We start from the raw sequence: 22,081 nt of genomic DNA on the forward strand, positions 1-22,081 counted from the left end.
GAAAAGCGTGCGTTCCACTTCGCGAATGCACGTTTTTATTGTGAAAAGACACATCTTCTCCATTGTATTTTTATATTTTTTCATGTTATTTTATTATAAGGTAAATAATCTTTATGAGGTGAGTACAAATGAAACGTATTGGTGTATTAACAAGTGGTGGAGATTCACCTGGTATGAATGCTGCCATTCGTGCAGTTGTTCGTAAAGCGATCTTCCATGATATAGAAGTATATGGTATCTACCATGGATACGCTGGATTAATTTCTGGTCATATTGAAAAGTTAGAGCTAGGTTCTGTTGGTGATATTATCCACCGTGGTGGTACAAAATTATATACAGCAAGATGTCCTGAGTTTAAAGACCCAGAAGTACGACTAAAAGGAATTGAGCAATTAAAAAAACTTGGTATTGAAGGACTTGTCGTTATTGGTGGGGACGGTTCTTATCAAGGTGCTAAAAAATTAACAGAGCAAGGCTTCCCATGTGTTGGTGTGCCAGGTACAATCGATAATGATATTCCTGGAACAGATTTTACAATCGGTTTCGATACAGCGTTAAACACTGTTATTGATGCGATCGATAAAATTCGTGATACAGCTACATCTCATGAACGTACATATGTTATCGAAGTAATGGGGCGCCATGCTGGCGATATCGCATTATGGGCTGGTTTAGCTGATGGTGCAGAAACAATCTTAATTCCAGAAGAAGAGTACGATATGGAAGATGTGATTGCGCGTTTAAAACGTGGTAGTGAGCGCGGTAAAAAACATAGTATTATCGTTGTAGCTGAAGGTGTTGGAAGTGCGATTGACATCGGTAAGCGAATTGAAGACGAAACAAACTTTGATACTCGTGTAACGGTATTAGGTCACGTACAGCGTGGTGGTTCACCAAGTGCACAAGACCGTGTATTAGCAAGCCGTCTTGGCGCAAGAGCAGTTGAGTTATTGATTGAAGGTAGAGGCGGACGCTGCGTTGGTATCCAAAACAACCAACTTGTTGATCATGATATCATTGAAGCGTTAGCTCAAAAACACACGATTGATAAAGAAATGTATCAATTATCTAAAGAATTATCCATCTAATCGGTGTAATATCGAGTATTTGGGAACGGTTTCATAATTTTCGGAGGTGCAATATGCGTAAAACAAAAATTGTATGTACTATAGGTCCTGCTAGTGAAAGTATTGAAAAATTAGAGCAATTAATGGAAGCGGGTATGAATGTTGCTCGTTTAAATTTCTCGCATGGTAGTCATGAAGAGCACGGAGCACGTATTAAAAATATTCGTGAAGCTTCAAAGAAAATTGGTAAAACAGTTGCAATCTTACTTGATACAAAAGGTCCAGAAATCCGTACACATGACTTCGTAGACGGACAAGCTGAACTAGTAACAGGTGCAGAAGTAGTTATCTCTACAGAGCAAGTATTAGGAACTGCAGAGAAGTTCTCTGTATCTTATGCTGGCCTTTATGACGATGTAAACACAGGTTCTCGCATTCTAATCGATGACGGTCTTATCGAACTAGAAGTAATCGAGAAAGCGAACGGAAACATCCGTACAAAAGTATTAAATAGCGGAACTGTAAAAAATAAAAAAGGTGTTAACGTACCAAACGTAAGCATTAAGCTTCCTGGTATCACTGAGAAAGACGTAAAAGATATCATCTTCGGTATCGAGCAAAAAGTTGATTTCATCGCAGCATCTTTCGTGCGTAAAGCGTCTGACGTATTAGAAATCCGCGAATTATTAGAAGCACATGAGGCAGAATTCATTCAAATCGTACCGAAAATTGAAAACCAAGAAGGTATCGATAATATTGATTCTATCTTAGAAGTTTCTGACGGCTTAATGGTAGCTCGTGGTGACATGGGTGTGGAAATTCCACCAGAAGAAGTACCATTAGTACAAAAACGCCTAATTAAAAAATGTAACGTATTAGGTAAACCAGTTATTACTGCAACACAAATGTTAGACTCTATGCAACGTAACCCACGTCCAACTCGTGCAGAAGCAAGTGACGTGGCGAACGCGATCTTTGATGGTACAGATGCAATCATGCTTTCTGGTGAAACTGCAGCTGGACAATACCCAGTAGAAGCAGTAACAATGATGGCAAACATCGCAGTACGTGTTGAAAAGTCTTTACAATATGAAGATATGTTCAAAAAACGTATTAAAGAGTTTGCTCCAACAATTACAGATGCAATTAGCCAATCTGTTGCACATACAGCACTTGCTCTTGATGTAGCTGCAATCGTAGCTCCAACAGAAAGTGGACATACTGCAAAAATGATTTCTAAATACCGCCCAAAATCTCCAATCGTGGCTGTAACATCTGATGAGCAAGTGGGCCGTCGCCTTGCACTTGTTTGGGGTGTACAAGCGTTTATGGCTGGAAAACGTGCAGCATCTACTGATGAAATGTTAGATACTGCAATTCAAACAGGTATGGATGCAGGTCTAATCGGATTTGGAGATACAGTTGTAATTACTGCTGGCGTTCCGGTTGCTGAAACTGGTACAACAAACTTAATGAAAATCCATGTTGTTGGTGAAGAAATCGCTAAAGGACAAGGGATTGGTCGTAAAGCTGCAAAAGGTAAAGTAGTTGTGGCAAAAACAGCTGCAGAAGCTGTAGCGAACGTAACAGAAGGTGACATCCTTGTTACAACAAGCACTGATAAAGATATGATTCCTGCGATTGAAAAAGCTGCAGCTCTAGTTGTAGAAGAAGGTGGCTTAACAAGTCATGCGGCTGTTGTAGGTGTATCAATCGGTATCCCAGTTATCGTTGGGGTAAACGGTGTAACAACAACTTTGAAAAATGGCCAAGAAGTAACAGTTGATGCGGCGCGCGGAATTGTTTATAATGGACATGCGGAAGTGCTATAAGAAGTAGTATGGAGAGAAGGATCGGAGTCCTTCTCTTTTTTTTATAATGTAAATACAAAAGAGAAGGACATTCTGCAAAAAAATGAACCTTTCGGCAGTAGAGAGGGGCATTTCCCTTTCGTTTAATGCCGTTTGGGCGGTTGTAGGGGCTTTTGTATAAAGAAGGGGTGAGAACTCCTGTCTGGAGCGTGTGAGGAAGCTGGAGGGAGTCTAGATTAGAGGTAGAATGCATGTATTACGCCCTATAAATAATATGATAAGGGGGGGAGAGAGTGAAGTGGTTTCTTTTCCTTTTGATTTTAATTCCTGCTGTTGAAATAACGTTGTTAATCGGATCAAGCCATGTAATCGGTATGTGGCCAACCTTTTTTATGATTGTGTTTACAGGTGTTTTAGGCGCCTATTTAGCAAAGCGGCAAGGGATTATCGTGTTAAGAGAGATTCAATCTAGGTTAAATAGAGGTGAAATGCCAGGAGATGCTGTATTAGATGGTATTTTTATTTTTATAGGTGGAGTTCTTCTTTTAATTCCAGGATATGTGACAGATATTATCGGTTTTCTTTTTGTATTTCCGATAATAAGGCAGCCGTTTAAGTTCATGATGATTAGATGGCTAGAGCGGAAAATAAGAAGAAATGCGACCATTATCGTACAAAAATAACACTTGAGACAGAAAATGTTTCAAGTGTTATTTTTTGTCGAACTATAAAATGTATAATTATTCATTTACACAAAAAGGAAGAAAAGGTAATAATAAAAATGTTAAAAATAGAATAAAAATGCAAAAGTGTTCTTATTTATGTTGTTTTACCTCGCTATTTGCGGGCAGTAAGACTCCTATCTCAAAGTTTAGTGAATGCAAAGAAGTTAGGTGGGAGTCGGGATGTCCATAAAAGCGAGCCCGATTCGTAAAGGCTAATAATCAATGGGGGATGAAGGAAACCCCGCTGATTAAAGTTTCACTTTATGCAAAAAACAAGGGAATTACCTATTTATTATAGGCAATTCCCTTGTTTATTTAATTGCGAACAACGAGTGTTGCGGGCTGATTAAAGTTTCGCTTTATTTAGAGGGGGCCCCTTTTATGAACTTCCATAAGTCATGAAATACGTGGGCTTTGTGCAATGTGTTTAATAGTACTAATGTGACGGGACCGATGATTAAACCTAAAAAACCATATAGTTTAAACCCAACGAATAACGCGATAAGCGTTGGTAATGGATCGAGTCCGATGTTGGATGATAATACTTTCGGTTCCATAATTTGCCTTTGGACAATGACAACAATATATAAAATGAGTAGACCAATTGCGAATGCTGTATCCCCTGTGAAAAATACGTATATAACCCAAGGTACAAAGACAGCTCCTGTTCCTAAATAAGGAAGTAAATCTACGATTCCTGTAATAATGGCAATTGTGATGGCATACGGTACGCGTAAAATTAATAGTCCGATTAGTACGATGATAGTTGTCATAGATACAAGTGTGAGCTGTGCCTTTACAAATCCAAATAGCGCTTTTCGTAAATCAACAAAAATAGTTTTTCCGTATCCGTGTAGGCGACTTGGAAGTAAGTGTTTTGTTTTGCAGGTAAGTGTATGCCAATCAAAACTAATGAAGAAAGTCGCTAGTAAGATGAAGACAAGAACAGTTAACGTTGTTGGAAGGGCACTGATGAAGTTTGTTAATCCACTTATAATAGCGGTCAACAAATCTTTCATCTGTTTTGTTGCTTCCGTTCCGAGATTTTGAATGTTTTGTGTAATTGTATACTGCTGTGATTCGCCGAGATGATTAAACTTAGAAATTAAATCATCATATAAAGGCATAATATTATTGAGTGCAAATTGTTGTGCGTACTGTACAATTGCTGGGATTTTCTCGGTGACGATTTGTAGTAAGTAAGTTGTGGCGGAAATCGCTTCTGTGACAAGATATGTAACGAGTCCAACTAAGGCGCCAAACACGAGAATTAAACTGACAAGTACTGCTAAGGTACGTGGGAATTGTAGTTTTTGATTGAGAAAATTTACGACTGGATTAATCAAGTAAGCAAAAGCTAATGCGATGATAAAAGGGTATATGAGACCTGAAACATACAAAAGCACGTAAAACCCAATGATCGTTGCCAAAATGACAAATACAAGTCGTAATATTATATACAACGAGTTTCGATTCAAACGTGTTTACCTCCCATTCCAAATTGTATTTATCCCGCAAAAGCCTGATTTGTGAAGGTTAATAACCAGAGGGATGAAGAAACCCTCACTGATTAAAGTATCACTTTATGTTATAGTGGAATGATGGATTTATCCTGCTATTCATAGGAAGTGTGAAGCAATTTTCTTATAACAGCCTGACGGTAATGGCTAATCAATAGTGAAAAAATTCTCTATACAGATTGATGAGAGCCTCACTGAGTCTACTTTTTATTTTACCCGTTTCTTATAAGAAAAGAAAGGAGAGTGCTTTTCTTTCTTGGTGAATGTAAACATCCTATTCAGGTTGTATTTAAAGCAGTGAAGATCTCTTATTAACCTTCATTTTATAGCGTGTATAACGATATGTTTAACAGGATTTTTTTTGTAAACAGGTTCATTATTTTCAGAAAGGAAGTGTAGTCATGATTAGTCAATCGACGTTATTTTTATTCATACTACTTATTATTGGACTTATTGCTAAAAATCAATCACTTACTGTAGCCGTTGGGTTCCTATTTTTATTAAAGTGGACATTTCTAGGAGATAAAATCTTTCCGTACCTACAAACAAAAGGGATTAACCTTGGTGTAACAGTTATTACGATTGCAGTTCTTGTCCCGATTGCTACAGGAGAAATTGGATTTAAGCAGCTCGGTGAGGCGGCTAAATCATATTATGCGTGGATTGCTTTAGCATCAGGAATAGCGGTTGCTCTTCTGGCAAAGGGTGGTTTGCAATTGTTGACAACGGATCCTCATATTACGACGGCTCTTGTATTTGGGACAATTATTGCGGTTGCTTTGTTTAATGGAGTTGCAGTAGGACCGTTAATCGGAGCGGGAATTGCCTATGCGGTGATGAACATTATACAGATGTTTAAATGAAAAATTTTATAGTAATATAAATTTTTTGAATTCTTTCCATTCACAAAAGTCAGATAATTGTTTATAATAGGATTAGAAACCATTTAAAAGGTTACATAGCAGCGAAGACTTACACCAGATAAAATAAAAACAACATAAAACAATTTTGTATAGATATTGTTTTATGTTGTTTTTATCATAAACTCTTCGAAACTAGTTTTCCTCACCATCTGTTGTTCTAGGCGTGAGGATTCGAGGGGAAACTCACGCTCATGTTTTGTCAAAGTGAAGGAACGACACGATGGGAACACTACAACGAATTTGCATGATCGTGCATTTTGCTTGCCTAAAGAGTGAACGGGCGTTCATAATTTAGAAGGGAAGCGAACAGATATAAGGGATCAAGGTTGGGAGAATTTTTAGAAAAAGGAGAGAATGTCATGACTGTTATTCGAGGTTTAGAAGGGGTAGTAGCAACAACGTCATCCGTGAGTTCTATTATTGATGATACATTAACGTATGTTGGGTATAATATTGATGATTTAGCGGAAAATGCTACGTTTGAAGAAGTGGTATACTTACTATGGCACCGTAAGCTTCCTAATGAAGAGGAATTAAATGAATTAAAAGCATCTTTATCTGAACATTCTAAAGTTCCAAGTGAGATTTTATCATATTTAAAACAAGTAGATTTAAAGATTGCACATCCCATGTCTGTTTTACGCACAGCGATTTCCATGTTATCATTGTACGATGAGAGCGCTGAATTAATGGATGAGAACTCCAACTATTTGAAAGCGGTTAAATTACAGGCGCAAGTAGGCACTCTTGTGGCAGCTTATGCAAGAATTCGTAAAGGTTTAGAAGTCGTTGAGCCGCGCAAAGATCTATCATTAGCTGCAAACTTTGTTTACATGTTAAATAATCGCGAGCCAAATGAAGTAGAAATCGAAGCTTTTGATAAGGCGCTTGTGCTTCATGCGGATCATGAATTAAATGCTTCTACATTTACAGCGCGTGTTTGTGTCGCGACACTTTCGGATGTATATTCTGGGATTACAGCAGCAATCGGTGCTTTAAAAGGACCTCTTCACGGCGGTGCGAATGAAAATGTAATGAAGATGTTAAAAGAGATTGGCGAAGAAGAAAATGTAGAATCCTATATTCATAACGCTCTTCAAAATAAAGTGAAGATTATGGGATTTGGTCATCGTGTATATGAAAATGGTGACCCACGTGCGAAACATTTACGTGAAATGTCTAAGAGATTATGCGTGCTTTTAGGGGAAGAGAAATGGTATAATATGTCTATCAAAATCGAAGACATTGTCACAAAAGAAAAAGGTCTTCCACCAAATGTCGATTTCTATTCTGCTTCTGTTTACCATTGTTTAGGAATTGATCATGACTTATTTACACCAATCTTTGCGATCAGTCGTATGTCAGGTTGGTTAGCTCATATTTTAGAACAATATGAAAATAACCGTTTAATTCGTCCGCGTGCTGATTATAATGGACCAACGCATCAACGTTACATTCCATTAGCACAACGATAAGTTAAAAACACTATTTGGATAGTGTAAATACGCTTTCAAAAGTCTGATTTTTTCGCAAAGATATAATGATTGGAATATTTTAATTTAATTAACGGTTTGAACTGAGGGATTCATTCCCTCAGTTTCATACATATGAAATTTCAAACATGGGGGTTATCACAGTGACGACAGGAGAAAAAATTACTGTAACAAATGGTGTTATGAATGTACCGAACAATCCTATTATTCCTTTTATTGAAGGAGATGGAATTGGACCAGATATTTGGGCGGCTGCATCTCGTGTATTAGAAGCGGCTGTTGAAAAAGCTTATGACGGTGAGAAGAAAATTGTTTGGAAAGAAGTGCTTGCAGGGGAAAAAGCATTCAACCAAACAGGTGAATGGTTACCAGAAGAGACGTTGAATGAAATTCGTGAGTATTTAATCGCAATTAAAGGCCCGCTTACAACTCCTGTTGGTGGCGGTATTCGTTCTCTAAACGTAGCACTTCGTCAAGAATTAGATTTATACGTATGTTTACGTCCAGTTCGTTATTTTGAAGGTGTTCCTTCACCTGTAAAACGTCCAGAAGATACGGATATGGTTATTTTCCGTGAAAATACAGAAGACATTTATGCGGGTATTGAATATGCACAAGGATCTCCGGAAGCGCAAAAAGTGCTGGATTTCTTAAAAGAAACGATGGGTGTAAATAAAATTCGCTTCCCAGAAACATCAGGAATTGGAATTAAACCAATTTCAGAAGAAGGGACAAAACGCCTTGTTCGTGCCGCAATTCAATATGCAATTAATGAAAAACGTACTTCTGTTACGTTAGTTCATAAAGGAAACATCATGAAATTTACAGAAGGTGCTTTCAAAAACTGGGGTTATGAAGTTGCGGAACAAGAATTCGGTGATAAAGTATTTACTTGGGCTGAATATGACCGCATTGTTGAAAAAGATGGTAAAGATGCGGCGAATAAAGCGATGGCAGCAGCTGAAGAAGCTGGTAAAATCATCGTGAAAGATTCCATTGCAGATATATTCTTACAGCAAATTTTAACGCGTCCACGTGAGTTTGATGTTGTTGCAACAATGAACTTAAATGGCGATTATATTTCTGATGCACTTGCAGCACAAGTAGGTGGCATTGGTATTGCCCCTGGTGCAAACATTAACTATGTTACTGGACATGCTATTTTTGAAGCGACACATGGTACAGCTCCAAAATATGCAGGTTTAGATAAAGTAAATCCATCTTCTGTTCTTCTTTCAGGCGTATTGTTATTAGAGCATTTAGGATGGAATGAAGCTGCTAAATTAGTAACTGCTTCAGTAGAAAAAACAATCGCTTCAAAAGTAGTAACATATGATTTCGCACGTTTAATGGATGGTGCAACTGAAGTGAAATGTTCCGAATTTGCTGATGCCCTTATTAATAATATGGACTTAGCAGTAATCAAAAACGCATAATTTAAACTGGGGGAGAATTTATGACGATCAAACGCAAAAAAGTATCAGTCATCGGTGCAGGATTTACAGGAGCAACAACAGCATTCTTATTAGCGCAAAAAGAACTTGCAGATGTTGTATTAGTGGACATTCCACAACTGGAAAATCCAACAAAAGGGAAAGCGTTAGATATGTTAGAAGCAAGCCCTGTACAAGGTTTTGATGCTAACATTATCGGCACATCTGATTACGTGGATACTGCTGATTCTGACGTTGTTGTTATTACAGCAGGAATTGCACGTAAACCAGGTATGAGCCGTGATGATTTAGTAGCAACAAACTCTAAAATTATGAAAAGTATTACGAAAGATATCGCAAAACATTCACCAAACGCAATTATTGTTGTGTTAACAAATCCAGTTGATGCAATGACATATTCTGTATTTAAAGAAGCTGGATTCCCGAAAGAGCGCGTTATCGGCCAATCTGGTGTATTAGATACAGCTCGTTTCCGTACATTCATCGCACAAGAGTTAAATCTTTCTGTAAAAGACATTACAGGATTTGTTCTTGGCGGTCACGGTGATGACATGGTACCTCTTGTACGTTATTCTTACGCAGGTGGTATTCCGTTAGAAACATTAATTCCAAAAGAACGTTTAGAAGCAATCGTAGAACGTACACGCAAAGGTGGCGGTGAGATTGTAAGTCTACTAGGAAACGGTAGTGCATATTACGCACCAGCTGCTTCTTTAGTTGAAATGACTGAGGCGATCTTAAAAGATCAACGCCGCGTGTTACCAGCTATCGCATACCTTGAGGGTGAATATGGTTATAGCGACCTTTACCTAGGTGTACCAGTAATTTTAGGTGGTAACGGAATTGAAAAAATTATTGAATTAGAACTTCATGAAGAAGAAAAAGAAGCGTTAAACCGTTCAGTAGAATCGGTACGTAACGTTATGAAAGTTCTTGTTTAGTAAACATATGTTAGAAAAAGATTCGGGGTCCCGAATCTTTTTCTACTATTTAAGGAATTGTTTTTTTGAAATAATATGAAAACGCTGTCATTTATCGTGTCCTACGACAGAAACATAGATTTATAATATACATTGCCCTCATTATAGTAGCATTCCGGATAATATATTGTTTTTGGTAGGATAATAAAGTGAAACTTTTCTCGGTAGAAGGTCTATTCCTGCTGAGAATTAGCCTTGAGTAATTGGGCTTTTATGGACAGCTATCTCCATCTTTCTTGTTTTTTAGGTGGAAGTTACTGACCGTTCATGCGAGATACAATAAAACTTGGAGGGGGATTGTAACATGTTAAAGAAAAAAGTTCAAATTGGTCGTCGAATGGATGAGATTACAGTAGGAGAAAAGTTATCTATCACTGAAAAAATTGAGGATAAAGATCTATTACTATATTTAGGATTAACAAATGATTCAAATCCATTATATATCCAGCATGATTACGCATCCCAAACTCCGTATGAAAAACCACTTGTACCAAGCATTATGTTGACGGGGATGATTACAACGGCAGTTACGAAATATTTACCGGGTCCAGGTAGCCATGTTGTGAGAAAGGACCTTGCTTTTGTGAAGCCAGTTCATCATTATGAAACATTGCAAATTCATTTTGAAGTTGTAGCGGTTTCGGGGGAGGAGCATACAATTGATATGCGCGTATTCGCTTATGATGAAAAAGAAGACGTGGTTGTAAAAGGTGTATTAACAGTAGCGCCACCTCACAAAACAGCTTCTATGTTAGAAAAAACGTTGGATAATTTTTAATAATATCTAAATGCAAATTTTTGGAGGGGGAGAGCGTCCGATCGTGCATAGGAGCGGTCGGGCTCTTTTTTAGCCCCATGTTAAGTGAACACAAAGAGAGTAAATGAGTAAAAGTCTTCTTTCGTTTCCATAGCCACAATTGATACGTCGAAAAATCAAAATGGATGTATAGAGTGTAATTCAAATAGTGTTAACCTATTGTACGGTAGGTTAACACTATTTTTTTAGCATATTAGAAGCAAAAAAAACAACTAGCCCTCCGCAAGAAGTGCTAGTTGACGTAAAATTCGTTAGCGGTAGTTAAAAGGTTTTAGTTTCTTACTCAATTAAAGCACTCCGTTAGTTTAATAAGAACAGAGACGCTTATTCAACTAACGCGCCCGGTTGTTGAATATTAAAGAATTTCAAAATAGTTACTCTATTATTTGCTAAAGTCCCTGTTAGTATAAATAAAAAGGTTCACTTGTAACCAAATGTTACTATTATGACCCAAAATTACTAGAACTCATAAATAACAACCTAAAGAATTAATTAAAGTATGATACATTTATTAAGCAAAAAAATCATATCTTTTTATCATTATTTTATTATCAATTACTTTTTCAAAATAACCAAACTTGATTCGTACAATCCTTACGTTATTTGAATTACGATTTAGATTTAGTTCTTGATATGAATTCCTCTTTTAGTAATAACATAATTCTCTGGTAAGCAATTTATGCCTGGATGATTTTCGCAACGTGAAAAAAGCTCTTTTAAATCTCGTTGAAAATCACTACGTGGACGCTTTGGTTCTGCAATTCCCCATTTATCCATGCACTCTAGAATCAAAGATTGAGTCTCCGGGTATATCCTTGCAGTTTCAAGAAGACAGCCGACTGCCACTGAGCGGGTAGGTTCCTCGTATCTTTTCTTCAGTTTACCAACACAGCTTGTAGTCATCTTCCAAAGCCATACGTGGTAAGTTAGATTACTGTCAGGGATAGGTGTATCAAAGAATCCCCTGCGAATGCATGCCCATAAAGCTAGTATACTATTATTAGTGAGAGTAGAAGATTCGTGGTTACCAACATTGATGACAAGTGAACTTATATGATTGGATATATTAATGCCTCTTTCAGCCAATCTCCACCATATATTGCAAATGAACTCTTGTGTCGGTATATCCTTTCTATAATAATCCGATAACACCAGCTCTACTACTTCCGGTGGCAACGAAACGTTTAAGGAAATTAATTCATCCAACATCACAGCTGCCCGGTATTGAACATATCGTTCAGAATCTAATTTATCTTGTTCCTTTTTGTCAATATACAATAATCGTGCGATTTGCGTAACGTATGGTTGCAGATCAGCGTCCCTACTCAGACTTTCATAAGCCACTTCTAATAAATCAGCAATTAATTCAGGGTTGTTCATTTCAGTGTAAACACCCTTATCATGCTTGTCATGACATAAGCTCTCGATATAGCTAACTATCCAATTTGCAGCTTTCGACGTTTCACCAGATGACAGTATAAAATCAGCAAGGCTAGCCTTCATACTTTGGCGTTGAATAGATTCCCCGGAAACAAATTGCTGCAGCTTATCCAAAATAATATCATCTTTTAACATATCGAATACAGATCCCCCTTCACTGACCAGTAAAATTAGTTTTTTCAGATACTAAACTTATCGCTAGTCTCTCCATCCCTACACGTTTTACCTTATTTTGGTAATTATTGATAGGACAACTAAATAGTAACACATATTGGAACAGTCCTGCCAAACAAACCCATGAGGGATAGCACATTACCCAATGTTTAATTAAGACATTATCCTGCTGAAACGTCAGTTCTTTTTCGCCAACAATTTGAAAAGATACCATTTTTCTTTCAAACTTTGGTTGATGAGGTTTTTGATGTTTTTTCACATTAAATGTATGTAGATTTAGCCGAGTACTAGTTTGACAAATAGAGACAGCAAACAATTATTCGACATTCATTCCGAAGATTAAAAAGTCTTGGATACACAGTTACGTTGCAAGAACCTGAAGCTTCTTAATTTTAGTTTTGCCTTTTTCCTTTAATTACAGAAGTTTATTTTCATGCTAGTTTAGATACATTGCTTCACAAACCTAATTAGATTTCAACATGAATATCCAATTATTTCTTATTGAGTGCTATTTCATAAAATGGCCCAATTGTTGAACGCAAGTTAAACAACACTATTCAACTAAACTGTCCGTTAGTTGAACAAGAAATAATGCATACCCTATACATTTGAGGTTAACATAACGTATCATTATCAGAAGTTCTCCTCACCAACAATCCACGGCTTATCAACATTCTGTGAAACATCCTCTTCACTTACGTATGCAGTTTCTTATGCATCCCATTATATCAGTGGTTAAAAGCAATCATTGTCTGTACTGCCTTTACCCCATATGTATAAAATTCCGCTTCCAATTCCGTTAGATAATAGCCTATAAAAGTAAGTGTTTTCTGGCCAACTAATGCCTCAAAATGAGGTCAGCTTATGGAAAAAGTGACAAATATTATCACGTTTAAATCCCAAAAATATCGACAATATAACATGTTAATATCTTTATATTAATAATTATGTATATTGATTGTTCGCGTCAATGGGGTGGAGGGTTTCTTTACCCACGAGGCCAAAGAATAATAAACACACCGACAAGACAAACGGCTGCACCAGTCCAATCGAATAAATCGGGTGTTTTCTTATCAACCATCCATCCCCATAGTAAACTCATAACAATAAACACGCCGCCATAAGCTGCGTATATACGGCCGAAACTAGAAAATACTTGGAATGTAGCAATTATCCCGTATAAGCATAAAATGATTCCTCCCATTAGACCGAACCAGATAGAACCACCTTCTCGTATCCATTTCCAGATAAGATACCCACCACCAATTTCAGCTAGTCCAGCAAGAATGAAAATAATAGTTGCTTTCAACATGAATATGTATCACCGCTTTCTATTCGATATATTTTCCTGTATAACTATAGCACAATCAAACGTAGTGAATAGACAATTGTATTGAGGGGGGGATTGTTTTCTAGTATGATGGGAATAGTGGGGAAAATACTAGGGTGAAGAAGGTTTCAAGTCTATAACTTGGAGGAAAAGAATGAGCAATCGAATTTTAGTTGTTGATGATGAGGAGTTTATTTTAACTTTAATTGAATTTAATTTGCAGCAAGCAGGATTTGAAGTCATAACAGCGATGGATGGTGAAGTGGCGCTTCAAAAAGCGACAACAGAACGTCCAGATCTGATTATATTAGATTTAATGCTTCCGAAAATGGATGGTATGGAAGTGTGTAAAGAATTACGATTACAGCGTATTATGACACCTATTTTAATGTTAACCGCGAAAGATGATGAATTTGATAAAGTGTTAGGTCTTGAGCTTGGGGCAGATGACTATATGACAAAGCCGTTTAGCCCAAGGGAAGTGGTGGCTCGTGTGAAGGCGATTTTGCGTCGTACAAAATTGCAAGAAGAACCAGCTTCAGACGTGCAGGATGAGAATAGTATTATAATTACCGATTTAAGAATTTTACCTGAATTTTATGAGGCGTATTTCCAAGAGGGAAAGCTAGAATTAACACCGAAAGAATTTGAATTACTTGTATATTTAGCAAAAAATAAGGGCCGTGTGTTAACACGCGATCAGTTACTAAGTGCTGTATGGAATTATGATTTTGCCGGTGATACAAGAATCGTCGATGTACATATTAGTCATTTACGAGATAAAATTGAAAAGAATACGAAAAAGCCAGCATACATTAAAACGATTCGTGGATTAGGTTATAAATTAGAGGAGCCAAAAGGGGATGAATAAATTTCGCTCCAGGCTTCTTTTTACTTTTGTTTCTCTTATTATTCTTATTTTAGTTGGACTAGGGGTACTACTGGAAACGGTGTTTGAGAATTATTATATTGATCATGCGAGAGAAAGAACAGTAAAAGAGACAAAATACATTGCTTCATTAGTAGAAGCGGAAGGTATTGATCATGTTTTAAAAGAGCCGAACATATTTGAAAAATTAGAAGAACAAGTTGCTGTTTCGGTTATATTTACTGATGAAGTGAAGGAAATCAAATATAGTAAAGATAAAGAATCTGTATTCGATCAAGCGACAATTGAGGAACTTTCCTCGGAAACAGCAAAGCAAAGAAATAGAGTAATCACGAAGGAAACAAATGATAGAAATGTATTTCATCATGCTATATTTGTTCAAGATGCAAATGGAAAGCAAGGATATATTCTAGTGAAAAGCATAATAGCTCCTTTGAAAGATGTTCATCAAAAAACGTGGGGATTACTCATTGTAGGATTTGTCATTGCTTGTCTTGTTGTCGTCTTTCTTGGTGTGAAAATTACAGGTCAATATATTCGCCCAATAGAGTCTGTTACGAAAGTAGCGATTGAACTCGCGAAGGGGAATTATAAGGCGCGTGCTTATGAAAGTCATTCAGATGAAACAGGGATGTTAAGCAAGGCGATCAATATTTTAGCGCGCAATTTACAAGAGATGACGTTAGAGCAAGAGATGCAGCAAGATCGTTTGCACACACTGATTGAAAATATGGGAAGCGGTATGATTTTAATTGATAGCCGAGGCTATATAAGTCTTGTAAATCGTTCCTATAAAGAAATCTTTTATGTAACGGATGAAGAGTATTTAAGTCGCTTATATCATGAAGCGTTTTTGCATACAGAAATTATTGAACTTGTGGAAGAAATTTTTATGACAGAAGTAAAAGTGCGGAAACAAATGTTGCTGCCACTTGGAATTGAAAGAAAGCACTTTGAAGTATATGGCGCGCCAATTATTGGGACAAATCATGAGTGGAAAGGAATTGTTCTTGTATTCCACGATATAACCGAACTGAAAAAACTAGAGCAAATGCGAAAAGACTTTTTAGCGAATGTTTCACACGAACTAAAAACGCCAATTACTTCTATTAAAGGGTTTTCTGAAACGCTACTTGATGGAGCGATGGAAAATCAACAGTTTTGTCAGCATTTCTTGCATATTATTTTAAAGGAAAGTGAGCGTATGCAGGGGTTAATTGAAGACTTATTGGATCTATCAAAGATTGAACAACAAGGCTTTAAGTTAGATATGGGTATTGTGAATATAAAAGGATTACTAGAAGAAATTCAAATGGTGCTAGACAAAAAGTCACAAGATAAAGATATCGTTTTACAATTAGATATAAACAAGCCGATTTCTGTTATTGGGGACCCTAGTCGTTTGCAGCAAATCTTCATTAATTTAATTAATAATGCGATTGTATATACACCTTCTGGAGGTGCCGTATCTGTTACATTATTTGAAGATGATCGTAGTGCATATATTAAAGTGTCTGACACAGGAATTGGGATTAGTAACGAGGAAATTCCACGCATTTTTGAACGTTTTTATCGTGTAGATAAGGCGAGAAGTCGAAATACAGGCGGGACAGGGCTTGGATTATCAATCGTTAAACATTTAGTAGAAGCACATCAAGGGACAATTACGGTGGATAGTAACGTAGGAGAAGGGACAACTTTTACAGTGTCTCTACCGAAAGCGGATTTGGAGAAGTAGTGATCATGCGAATCTTTTATCCCGCAATTCTCAGACGCATATATAAATCCATTTTAATTTTTCGACACATAACCCGCTGCTATGGAGAACAAAAAGTGAACTACACTCATTTTCTCTCTTTGTTTTAACTTGGCATGGGGCAGGAAGAGGGGCTGACCGCTTCTATGCATGGGCGGATGCTCCCTCCCATCTAAAAAGAAAGGATTTATGTCGTTTTGTTATTTGGATTTATATTTGAAACAGCCTTGGAAGGGGATATCTTTACATTATATTAACAATTGCTTCATTAAATATTAATAAAGTCCTGTTAATATAATACATGAAAACCCCTTCATCCAAGGAGTAATTTTGGACGAGAATAGGTACTCTATTCTCGTCACTTCCCTTTTTTAAATCATAATATAGTTGTGTTTGAAATGTCCCGATCATGTCAAATAGGTATATTGATGCGATAAGGATCTTTTCATACATGAAATATTGTGACAGCATCTCCATTATACAATACATATATATCGTAGGAAGAACCGTTATTTTTCTTCTCTCTCTTAGTCGTGTTAATATAGAGAGAAGAAATAGACGGTTTTTTCTATATATAAATCCAATTTCATTTTCTAACAGATACATTATGGTTATGAAGAGCAGACAGAGATCTTCCCTCATTTTCTCCTTCTGTTTTCACATGGAATGGGGCTAAAAAAGGCACTGACCGCTTCTATCCATGGGCGGATGCTCTCATCCATCTGAAAAGAATGGTTTGATGTTAGTTTTTTAATTTGGATTTCTATATAAAAATTCGTTTAAAATTTGTATGGGGAGGTTTCCAATTTGGAAAAAAAGGTCGTATTAGTCGATGGGAATAATATCGCGTATCGTGCTTTTTTTGCACTGCCGCTTTTAAATAACGACAAAGGTATACATACGAACGCAATTTATGGTTTTACGATGATGCTAATGAGAATATTAGAAGAAGAAAAACCGACACATATGCTTGTTGCGTTTGATGCGGGTAAAACAACATTTCGTCACAAAACGTTTAGCGAATATAAAGGGGGACGTCAAAAAACGCCGCCTGAACTATCAGAGCAATTTCCTTTCATTCGTGAACTGTTAGACGCGTTTCATGTACCGCGCTATGAATTAGAGAACTATGAAGCTGATGACATTATGGGAACGCTCGCGAAAGAAGCGAGTGAACAAGGTGCTCATGTGAAAGTGATTTCTGGAGATAAAGATTTACTGCAACTTGTTTCTGATAACACACTTGTATGTATTCCGCGTAAAGGGATTACAGAAGTAGATGAATATACGAAAGAAGCCCTATTTGACAAATATAGTTTATCACCAAAACAAATTATTGATATGAAGGGTCTAATGGGAGATCAATCGGATAACATTCCGGGTGTACCAGGTGTTGGTGAGAAGACGGCGATTAAATTGTTAACACAATTTGAAACAGTAGAAGCAGTATATGAAAACTTAGATCAAGTGAGCGGGAAGAAACTCAAAGAGAAGCTAGAAGCGAATAAAGAGCAGGCACTCATGAGTAAAGAGCTTGCGACAATTATTACGGATGCACCAATTACAGTGCGTGTAGATGATATTGAATATAAAGGATATGAAGCGAGCGATGTCATCCCGATGTTTGAGAATTTAGGATTTACTTCGCTATTAAATAAGCTTGGCGCGACTCCTGAAGAAACAGCATCAGCTGAATTAGATGATATTTCATTTGATATTGTAGAAGAAGTAACGGAAGAAATGTTAACGCAAGATAGCGCTATTATGGTAGAAGTACAAGAAGATAATTACCACAAAGCTGATATTCAAGGGTTCGGTATTCAAAATGAAAATGGTTGTTACTTTATTCCGACCGATGTTGCGCTTATATCTGAAGCTTTTACAGAGTGGCTTGCAAATGATGAAATGAAAAAATATACATTCGATGCAAAGCGTGCAATTGTGGCGCTTAAGTGGAAAGGTGTAGAAATTAGGGGCATTGACTTTGATTTATTAATTGCCGCTTATTTACTTGATCCTGCTGATACAGATAAAGATTTCCGGGCGGTAGCGAAAATGAAGGAAACGCATGCTGTGAAATCGGATGAAGAGGTATATGGAAAAGGTGCAAAACGCGCGGTTCCAGAGCAAGAAGCAGTTGCGGAACATGTAGCTCGAAAAGCACACGTATTATATGATGTTCATAAAACCTTTGTAGATGAACTACAAAATAACGAACAGTATGAACTGTTTACAGAGTTAGAAATGCCGCTTGCCCGTGTGCTAGCTGAAATGGAAGTAAAAGGTGTTATGGTTGATACAGAGCGTTTGCGTAATATGGGGGATGAACTTGCTAGTAGGCTCAAGGAAATGGAGCAAGAAATTTACGAGCTTGCTGGAACGGAGTTTAATATAAATTCACCAAAGCAACTCGGCGTTGTTCTGTTTGAAACGTTAAATTTACCGGTTATTAAAAAGACGAAAACAGGATATTCTACATCTGCTGATGTGCTGGACAAGTTAATGGATCATCATGAGATTATTCCAAAGATCTTACATTATCGTCAATTAGGAAAGTTAAATTCAACCTATATTGAAGGATTATTAAAGGTAGTTCATGAAGATTCGTCTAAAATTCATACTCGTTTTAATCAAGTATTAACGCAAACAGGTCGATTAAGCTCTACAGAACCTAACTTACAAAACATCCCGATCCGTTTAGAAGAGGGAAGAAAGATTCGTCAGGCATTCATTCCTTCAAATGAAGGATGGGTTATGTATGCAGCCGATTATTCGCAAATTGAGCTGCGCGTTTTGGCTCATATCGCGAAAGACAAAGGATTAGTAGAAGCGTTCCAGCATGATATGGATATTCATACGAAAACAGCAATGGACGTGTTTGGTGTTTCGAAAGAGGAAGTAACATCGAATATGAGACGTCAAGCAAAAGCGGTTAACTTTGGAATTGTGTATGGGATTAGTGATTATGGACTTTCGCAAAACTTAGGAATTACCCGAAAAGCCGCAGGAGAATTTATTGAGAAGTATTTCGCAAGTTTCCCTGGCGTAAAAGAATATATGGATGAGATTGTACAAGAAGCGAAGCAAACAGGATACGTTTCTACATTATTAAATCGTCGCCGTTATATTCCAGAAATTACGAGCCGTAATTTTAATTTACGAGGCTTTGCTGAACGAACTGCGATGAATACACCAATTCAAGGTAGTGCAGCAGATATTATAAAAAAAGCGATGATTATTATGGCGGATCGTTTAGAAGAAGAAGGTTTACAAGCGCGCCTGCTTCTGCAAGTACATGATGAATTGATCTTTGAGGTGCCGAAAGAAGAAGTAGAAAAATTAGAGAAGCTTGTACCTGAAGTAATGGAACATGCGATTGAACTTGCGGTTCCATTAAAAGTTGACTACTCTTACGGTTCAACTTGGTATGATGCAAAATAAGGAAGTGATGGAATGCCTGAACTACCAGAGGTGGAAAATGTTAGAACGACACTTGAAAACCTTGTAACGGGAAAAACAATTCAAGATGTCATTGTAACGTATCCAAAATTAGTAAAAAGGCCAGATGATGCGGAACTTTTTAAAGAAATGTTACGCGGAGAAACGATTGACAGAATTGAACGAAGAGGGAAGTTTTTACTTCTATATGTAACAAAATATGTTATTGTTTCACATTTGCGTATGGAAGGGAAATATTTACTTTATAAAGGCGAGGAGCCAATTGATAAACATACGCATGTGCGTTTCCAGTTTACAGATGGTACAGAGTTACACTATAAAGATGTGAGAAAGTTTGGTACGATGCATCTTTTTCAAAAAGGTGAGGAATTCAGCAAGATGCCACTTGCTGATTTAGGACCTGAGCCGTTTGACGCTGAACTGACACCGGTGTATTTACAAGAAAGATTGAAAAGGACAAACCGTAAAATAAAAGTTGTACTATTAGATCAACGCCTTTTAGTGGGACTTGGTAATATATATGTAGATGAAGTTTTATTCCGTTCTGGGATTCATCCGGAACGAGAAGCTTCATCTTTAACGAAAGCTGAAATAGAAAATATTCATGCGGCAACCGTTGCAACGTTAGCGGAAGCTGTTGAGCGCGGCGGAAGTACAATTAGAACGTATCTTAATTCGCAAGGACAAATTGGCTCATTCCAAGAGCTTTTAAATGTGTATGGCAGAAAAGGAGAGCCATGCGTTACTTGCGGGAATGTCATTGAAAAGACAGTTGTAGGTGGACGGGGGACGCATTATTGTCCTATGTGTCAGCCGAAAAGCTAAGAAAGATATTTTTCTAATAACATCGGATAGGCATTTGTCATATACATAAGCAAAGCTATGTATAAGGAAGGAGCTTACCGATGTATCAATATTTCTCTCTTATTTTATTAGCTTTTACATTAAGTTTAGACAGCTGTAGTGTAGGGCTTACGTATGGACTAAGGAGCGTGCGGATTCCATTAAAATCGATACTCATCATTGGAATGTGTTCAGCGGCTGTTATGCTTGTATCGATGGGACTTGGGCATATGATCGCTAAAGTATTTTCTCCGGTGATTGCAACGCGCATTGGTGGAGTCGTTTTAGTAGCCATCGGCGCTTGGGTGTTGTATCAGTTCTTTCGGAGTAAACAAGACGAGCCGCAGCAGGAAGAGAAAATTTGGAAGTTAGAAATTGCTTCACTTGGATTAGTCATTCAAATTTTACGGAAACCGACTGTTGCTGATGTTGATAAATCAGGAACAATTTCTGGTGGAGAAGCTTTGCTTTTAGGTACCGCTCTCTCCCTTGACTCATTTGGGGCAGGAATTGGTGCATCCTTACTAGGCTATACACCCGTTATAACGGCGGTATTGGTTGCGGTTATGAGCTCTCTATTTTTATTTATCGGGATGCGGCTAGGAACGGTTTTATCAAATATGCGCTGGCTACAAAAATTTACGTTCCTGCCCGGTATTTTACTTATTATTATTGGTATTTGGAAAATGTAAGTGGGAGCGTGGAACATAAGTTTCACGCTTCTATTTATGAGGAGGAAACATTATGACAATTGTTATTGGTTTAACAGGAGGCATTGCAAGCGGGAAGAGTACTGTTTCACAAATGTTTCGTGAATTAAACATTCCTGTTATAGATGCAGATATTATTGCAAGAGAAGTTGTAGAACAAGGGAAAGAAGCATATAAAGAAATTACAAAGGTATTTGGTGAAGAAGTATTACAAGCAGATGGCGAACTAGATCGTCACAAGCTCGGGAGTATTGTATTCCATAATGAGGAAAAACGATTGCAGTTAAACGGAATTGTTCATCCTGCTGTTCGAAAAGAAATGAATGCTCAGAAGGATATGTACATAGAGAAAGGTGTGCAAGCGGTTGTGTTAGATATTCCGCTTTTATTTGAAAGTAAGTTAACAAATCTTGTTGATCATATTTTAGTTGTAGCGGTATCACCTAGTACGCAGTTAGAACGTTTAATGAAGCGAAATGGTTTTAGAGAAGAAGAAGCAAAAGCGCGCATTCATTCACAAATGTCTGTAGCAGACAAAGTAGCGCTGGCTGATAAAGTTATTTATAATGATGGCACAATTGCAGAGACGAAAACACAATTGCAGGTCATTTTACAAGGATGGAATATTATTAACTAAAAAAATGTGAAAATAGTGAAAATGTTTAGTGACATATCCTCTTTTTGTGTTAT

At 37.2% G+C, this 22,081-nt stretch carries 17 protein-coding genes; 14 read left to right on the forward strand and 3 right to left on the reverse strand.

All coding sequences use genetic code 11. The features are described from left to right. The first annotated feature begins 128 nt into the window (after window positions 1–128). The 3 genes from pfkA (at window position 129) to ACX5JI_RS00405 (ending at window position 3,561) form a co-directional block, all read left to right on the forward strand. A complete protein-coding gene (gene pfkA / locus ACX5JI_RS00395) occupies window positions 129–1,088 on the forward strand; it encodes a 6-phosphofructokinase (protein WP_459499148.1) in 960 nt (319 codons plus the stop codon). A 53-nt stretch (window positions 1,089–1,141) separates the two neighbouring features. After that, a complete protein-coding gene (gene pyk / locus ACX5JI_RS00400; protein WP_459499149.1) occupies window positions 1,142–2,899 on the forward strand; it encodes a pyruvate kinase in 1,758 nt (585 codons plus the stop codon). Window positions 2,900–3,171: 272 nt separating this feature from the next. After that, window positions 3,172–3,561 carry an FxsA family protein gene (locus ACX5JI_RS00405; protein WP_459499150.1) on the forward strand — a complete coding sequence of 130 codons (390 nt, stop codon included), beginning with the start codon at window positions 3,172–3,174 and terminating at the stop codon, window positions 3,559–3,561. A 401-nt stretch (window positions 3,562–3,962) separates the two neighbouring features. Here the strand turns inward: ACX5JI_RS00405 and ytvI are convergent, their stop codons facing one another. Beyond that, on the reverse strand, window positions 3,963–5,081 hold the full coding sequence (ytvI, locus tag ACX5JI_RS00410) for a sporulation integral membrane protein YtvI (protein ID WP_459499151.1): 1,119 nt from the start codon (window positions 5,079–5,081) through the stop codon (window positions 3,963–3,965). A gap of 443 nt (window positions 5,082–5,524) precedes the next feature. Between ytvI and ACX5JI_RS00415 the strand changes: the two genes are divergently transcribed. The 5 genes from ACX5JI_RS00415 to ACX5JI_RS00435 all read left to right on the forward strand — a co-directional run bounded on the left by ACX5JI_RS00415 (window position 5,525) and on the right by ACX5JI_RS00435 (window position 10,751). Further along, a complete protein-coding gene (locus ACX5JI_RS00415) occupies window positions 5,525–5,986 on the forward strand; it encodes a DUF441 domain-containing protein (protein WP_459499152.1) in 462 nt (153 codons plus the stop codon). A 386-nt stretch (window positions 5,987–6,372) separates the two neighbouring features. Continuing rightward, entirely contained in the window at window positions 6,373–7,521 is a 1,149-nt protein-coding gene (gene citZ / locus ACX5JI_RS00420; RefSeq protein ID WP_459499153.1) for a citrate synthase, read from the forward strand. 161 nt (window positions 7,522–7,682) lie between these two features. Continuing rightward, window positions 7,683–8,975 (forward strand): NADP-dependent isocitrate dehydrogenase, encoded by a 1,293-nt coding sequence (gene icd, locus ACX5JI_RS00425; protein WP_459499154.1) that lies wholly within the window; start codon window positions 7,683–7,685, stop codon window positions 8,973–8,975. A 20-nt stretch (window positions 8,976–8,995) separates the two neighbouring features. Continuing rightward, a complete protein-coding gene (gene mdh, locus ACX5JI_RS00430) occupies window positions 8,996–9,934 on the forward strand; it encodes a malate dehydrogenase (RefSeq protein ID WP_459499155.1) in 939 nt (312 codons plus the stop codon). A 343-nt stretch (window positions 9,935–10,277) separates the two neighbouring features. After that, entirely contained in the window at window positions 10,278–10,751 is a 474-nt protein-coding gene (locus tag ACX5JI_RS00435; protein WP_459499156.1) for a MaoC/PaaZ C-terminal domain-containing protein, read from the forward strand. Between the two features lie 660 nt (window positions 10,752–11,411). Here ACX5JI_RS00435 and ACX5JI_RS00440 read toward each other — a convergent pair. Together ACX5JI_RS00440 and ACX5JI_RS00445 are read right to left on the reverse strand one after the other, a co-directional pair. Further along, complete coding sequence (locus ACX5JI_RS00440; protein WP_459499157.1) at window positions 11,412–12,365, reverse strand: hypothetical protein; 954 nt, start codon at window positions 12,363–12,365, stop codon at window positions 11,412–11,414. A 1,027-nt stretch (window positions 12,366–13,392) separates the two neighbouring features. Then, window positions 13,393–13,716: a YnfA family protein gene (locus tag ACX5JI_RS00445; protein WP_459499158.1), complete on the reverse strand. Its 324-nt coding sequence runs from the start codon at window positions 13,714–13,716 to the stop codon at window positions 13,393–13,395. Between the two features lie 172 nt (window positions 13,717–13,888). On the opposite strand from ACX5JI_RS00445, the gene ACX5JI_RS00450 reads away from it, so the two are divergent. The 6 genes from ACX5JI_RS00450 to coaE all read left to right on the forward strand — a co-directional run bounded on the left by ACX5JI_RS00450 (window position 13,889) and on the right by coaE (window position 22,028). Further along, complete coding sequence (locus tag ACX5JI_RS00450) at window positions 13,889–14,605, forward strand: winged helix-turn-helix domain-containing protein (protein ID WP_459499159.1); 717 nt, start codon at window positions 13,889–13,891, stop codon at window positions 14,603–14,605. Then, window positions 14,598–16,361 carry a two-component system histidine kinase PnpS gene (gene pnpS, locus ACX5JI_RS00455; RefSeq protein WP_459499160.1) on the forward strand — a complete coding sequence of 588 codons (1,764 nt, stop codon included), beginning with the start codon at window positions 14,598–14,600 and terminating at the stop codon, window positions 16,359–16,361. Before ACX5JI_RS00450 ends, pnpS begins: the two co-directional genes overlap by 8 nt. Before the next feature lie 825 nt (window positions 16,362–17,186). Then, window positions 17,187–19,820, forward strand: a complete 2,634-nt coding sequence (gene polA, locus ACX5JI_RS00460; protein WP_459499161.1) for a DNA polymerase I — start codon at window positions 17,187–17,189, stop codon at window positions 19,818–19,820. 12 nt (window positions 19,821–19,832) lie between these two features. Continuing rightward, on the forward strand, window positions 19,833–20,663 hold the full coding sequence (mutM, locus tag ACX5JI_RS00465) for a DNA-formamidopyrimidine glycosylase (protein ID WP_459499162.1): 831 nt from the start codon (window positions 19,833–19,835) through the stop codon (window positions 20,661–20,663). 80 nt (window positions 20,664–20,743) lie between these two features. Further along, the gene (gene ytaF, locus ACX5JI_RS00470) at window positions 20,744–21,373 is read left to right on the forward strand and encodes a sporulation membrane protein YtaF (RefSeq protein ID WP_459499163.1); all 630 of its coding nucleotides are present in this window, start codon (window positions 20,744–20,746) and stop codon (window positions 21,371–21,373) included. A gap of 52 nt (window positions 21,374–21,425) precedes the next feature. After that, the gene (coaE, locus tag ACX5JI_RS00475) at window positions 21,426–22,028 is read left to right on the forward strand and encodes a dephospho-CoA kinase (protein ID WP_459499164.1); all 603 of its coding nucleotides are present in this window, start codon (window positions 21,426–21,428) and stop codon (window positions 22,026–22,028) included. Window positions 22,029–22,081 lie beyond the last annotated feature (53 nt).

The sequence above is a fragment of the Bacillus sp. C1 genome (genome assembly GCF_054570475.1).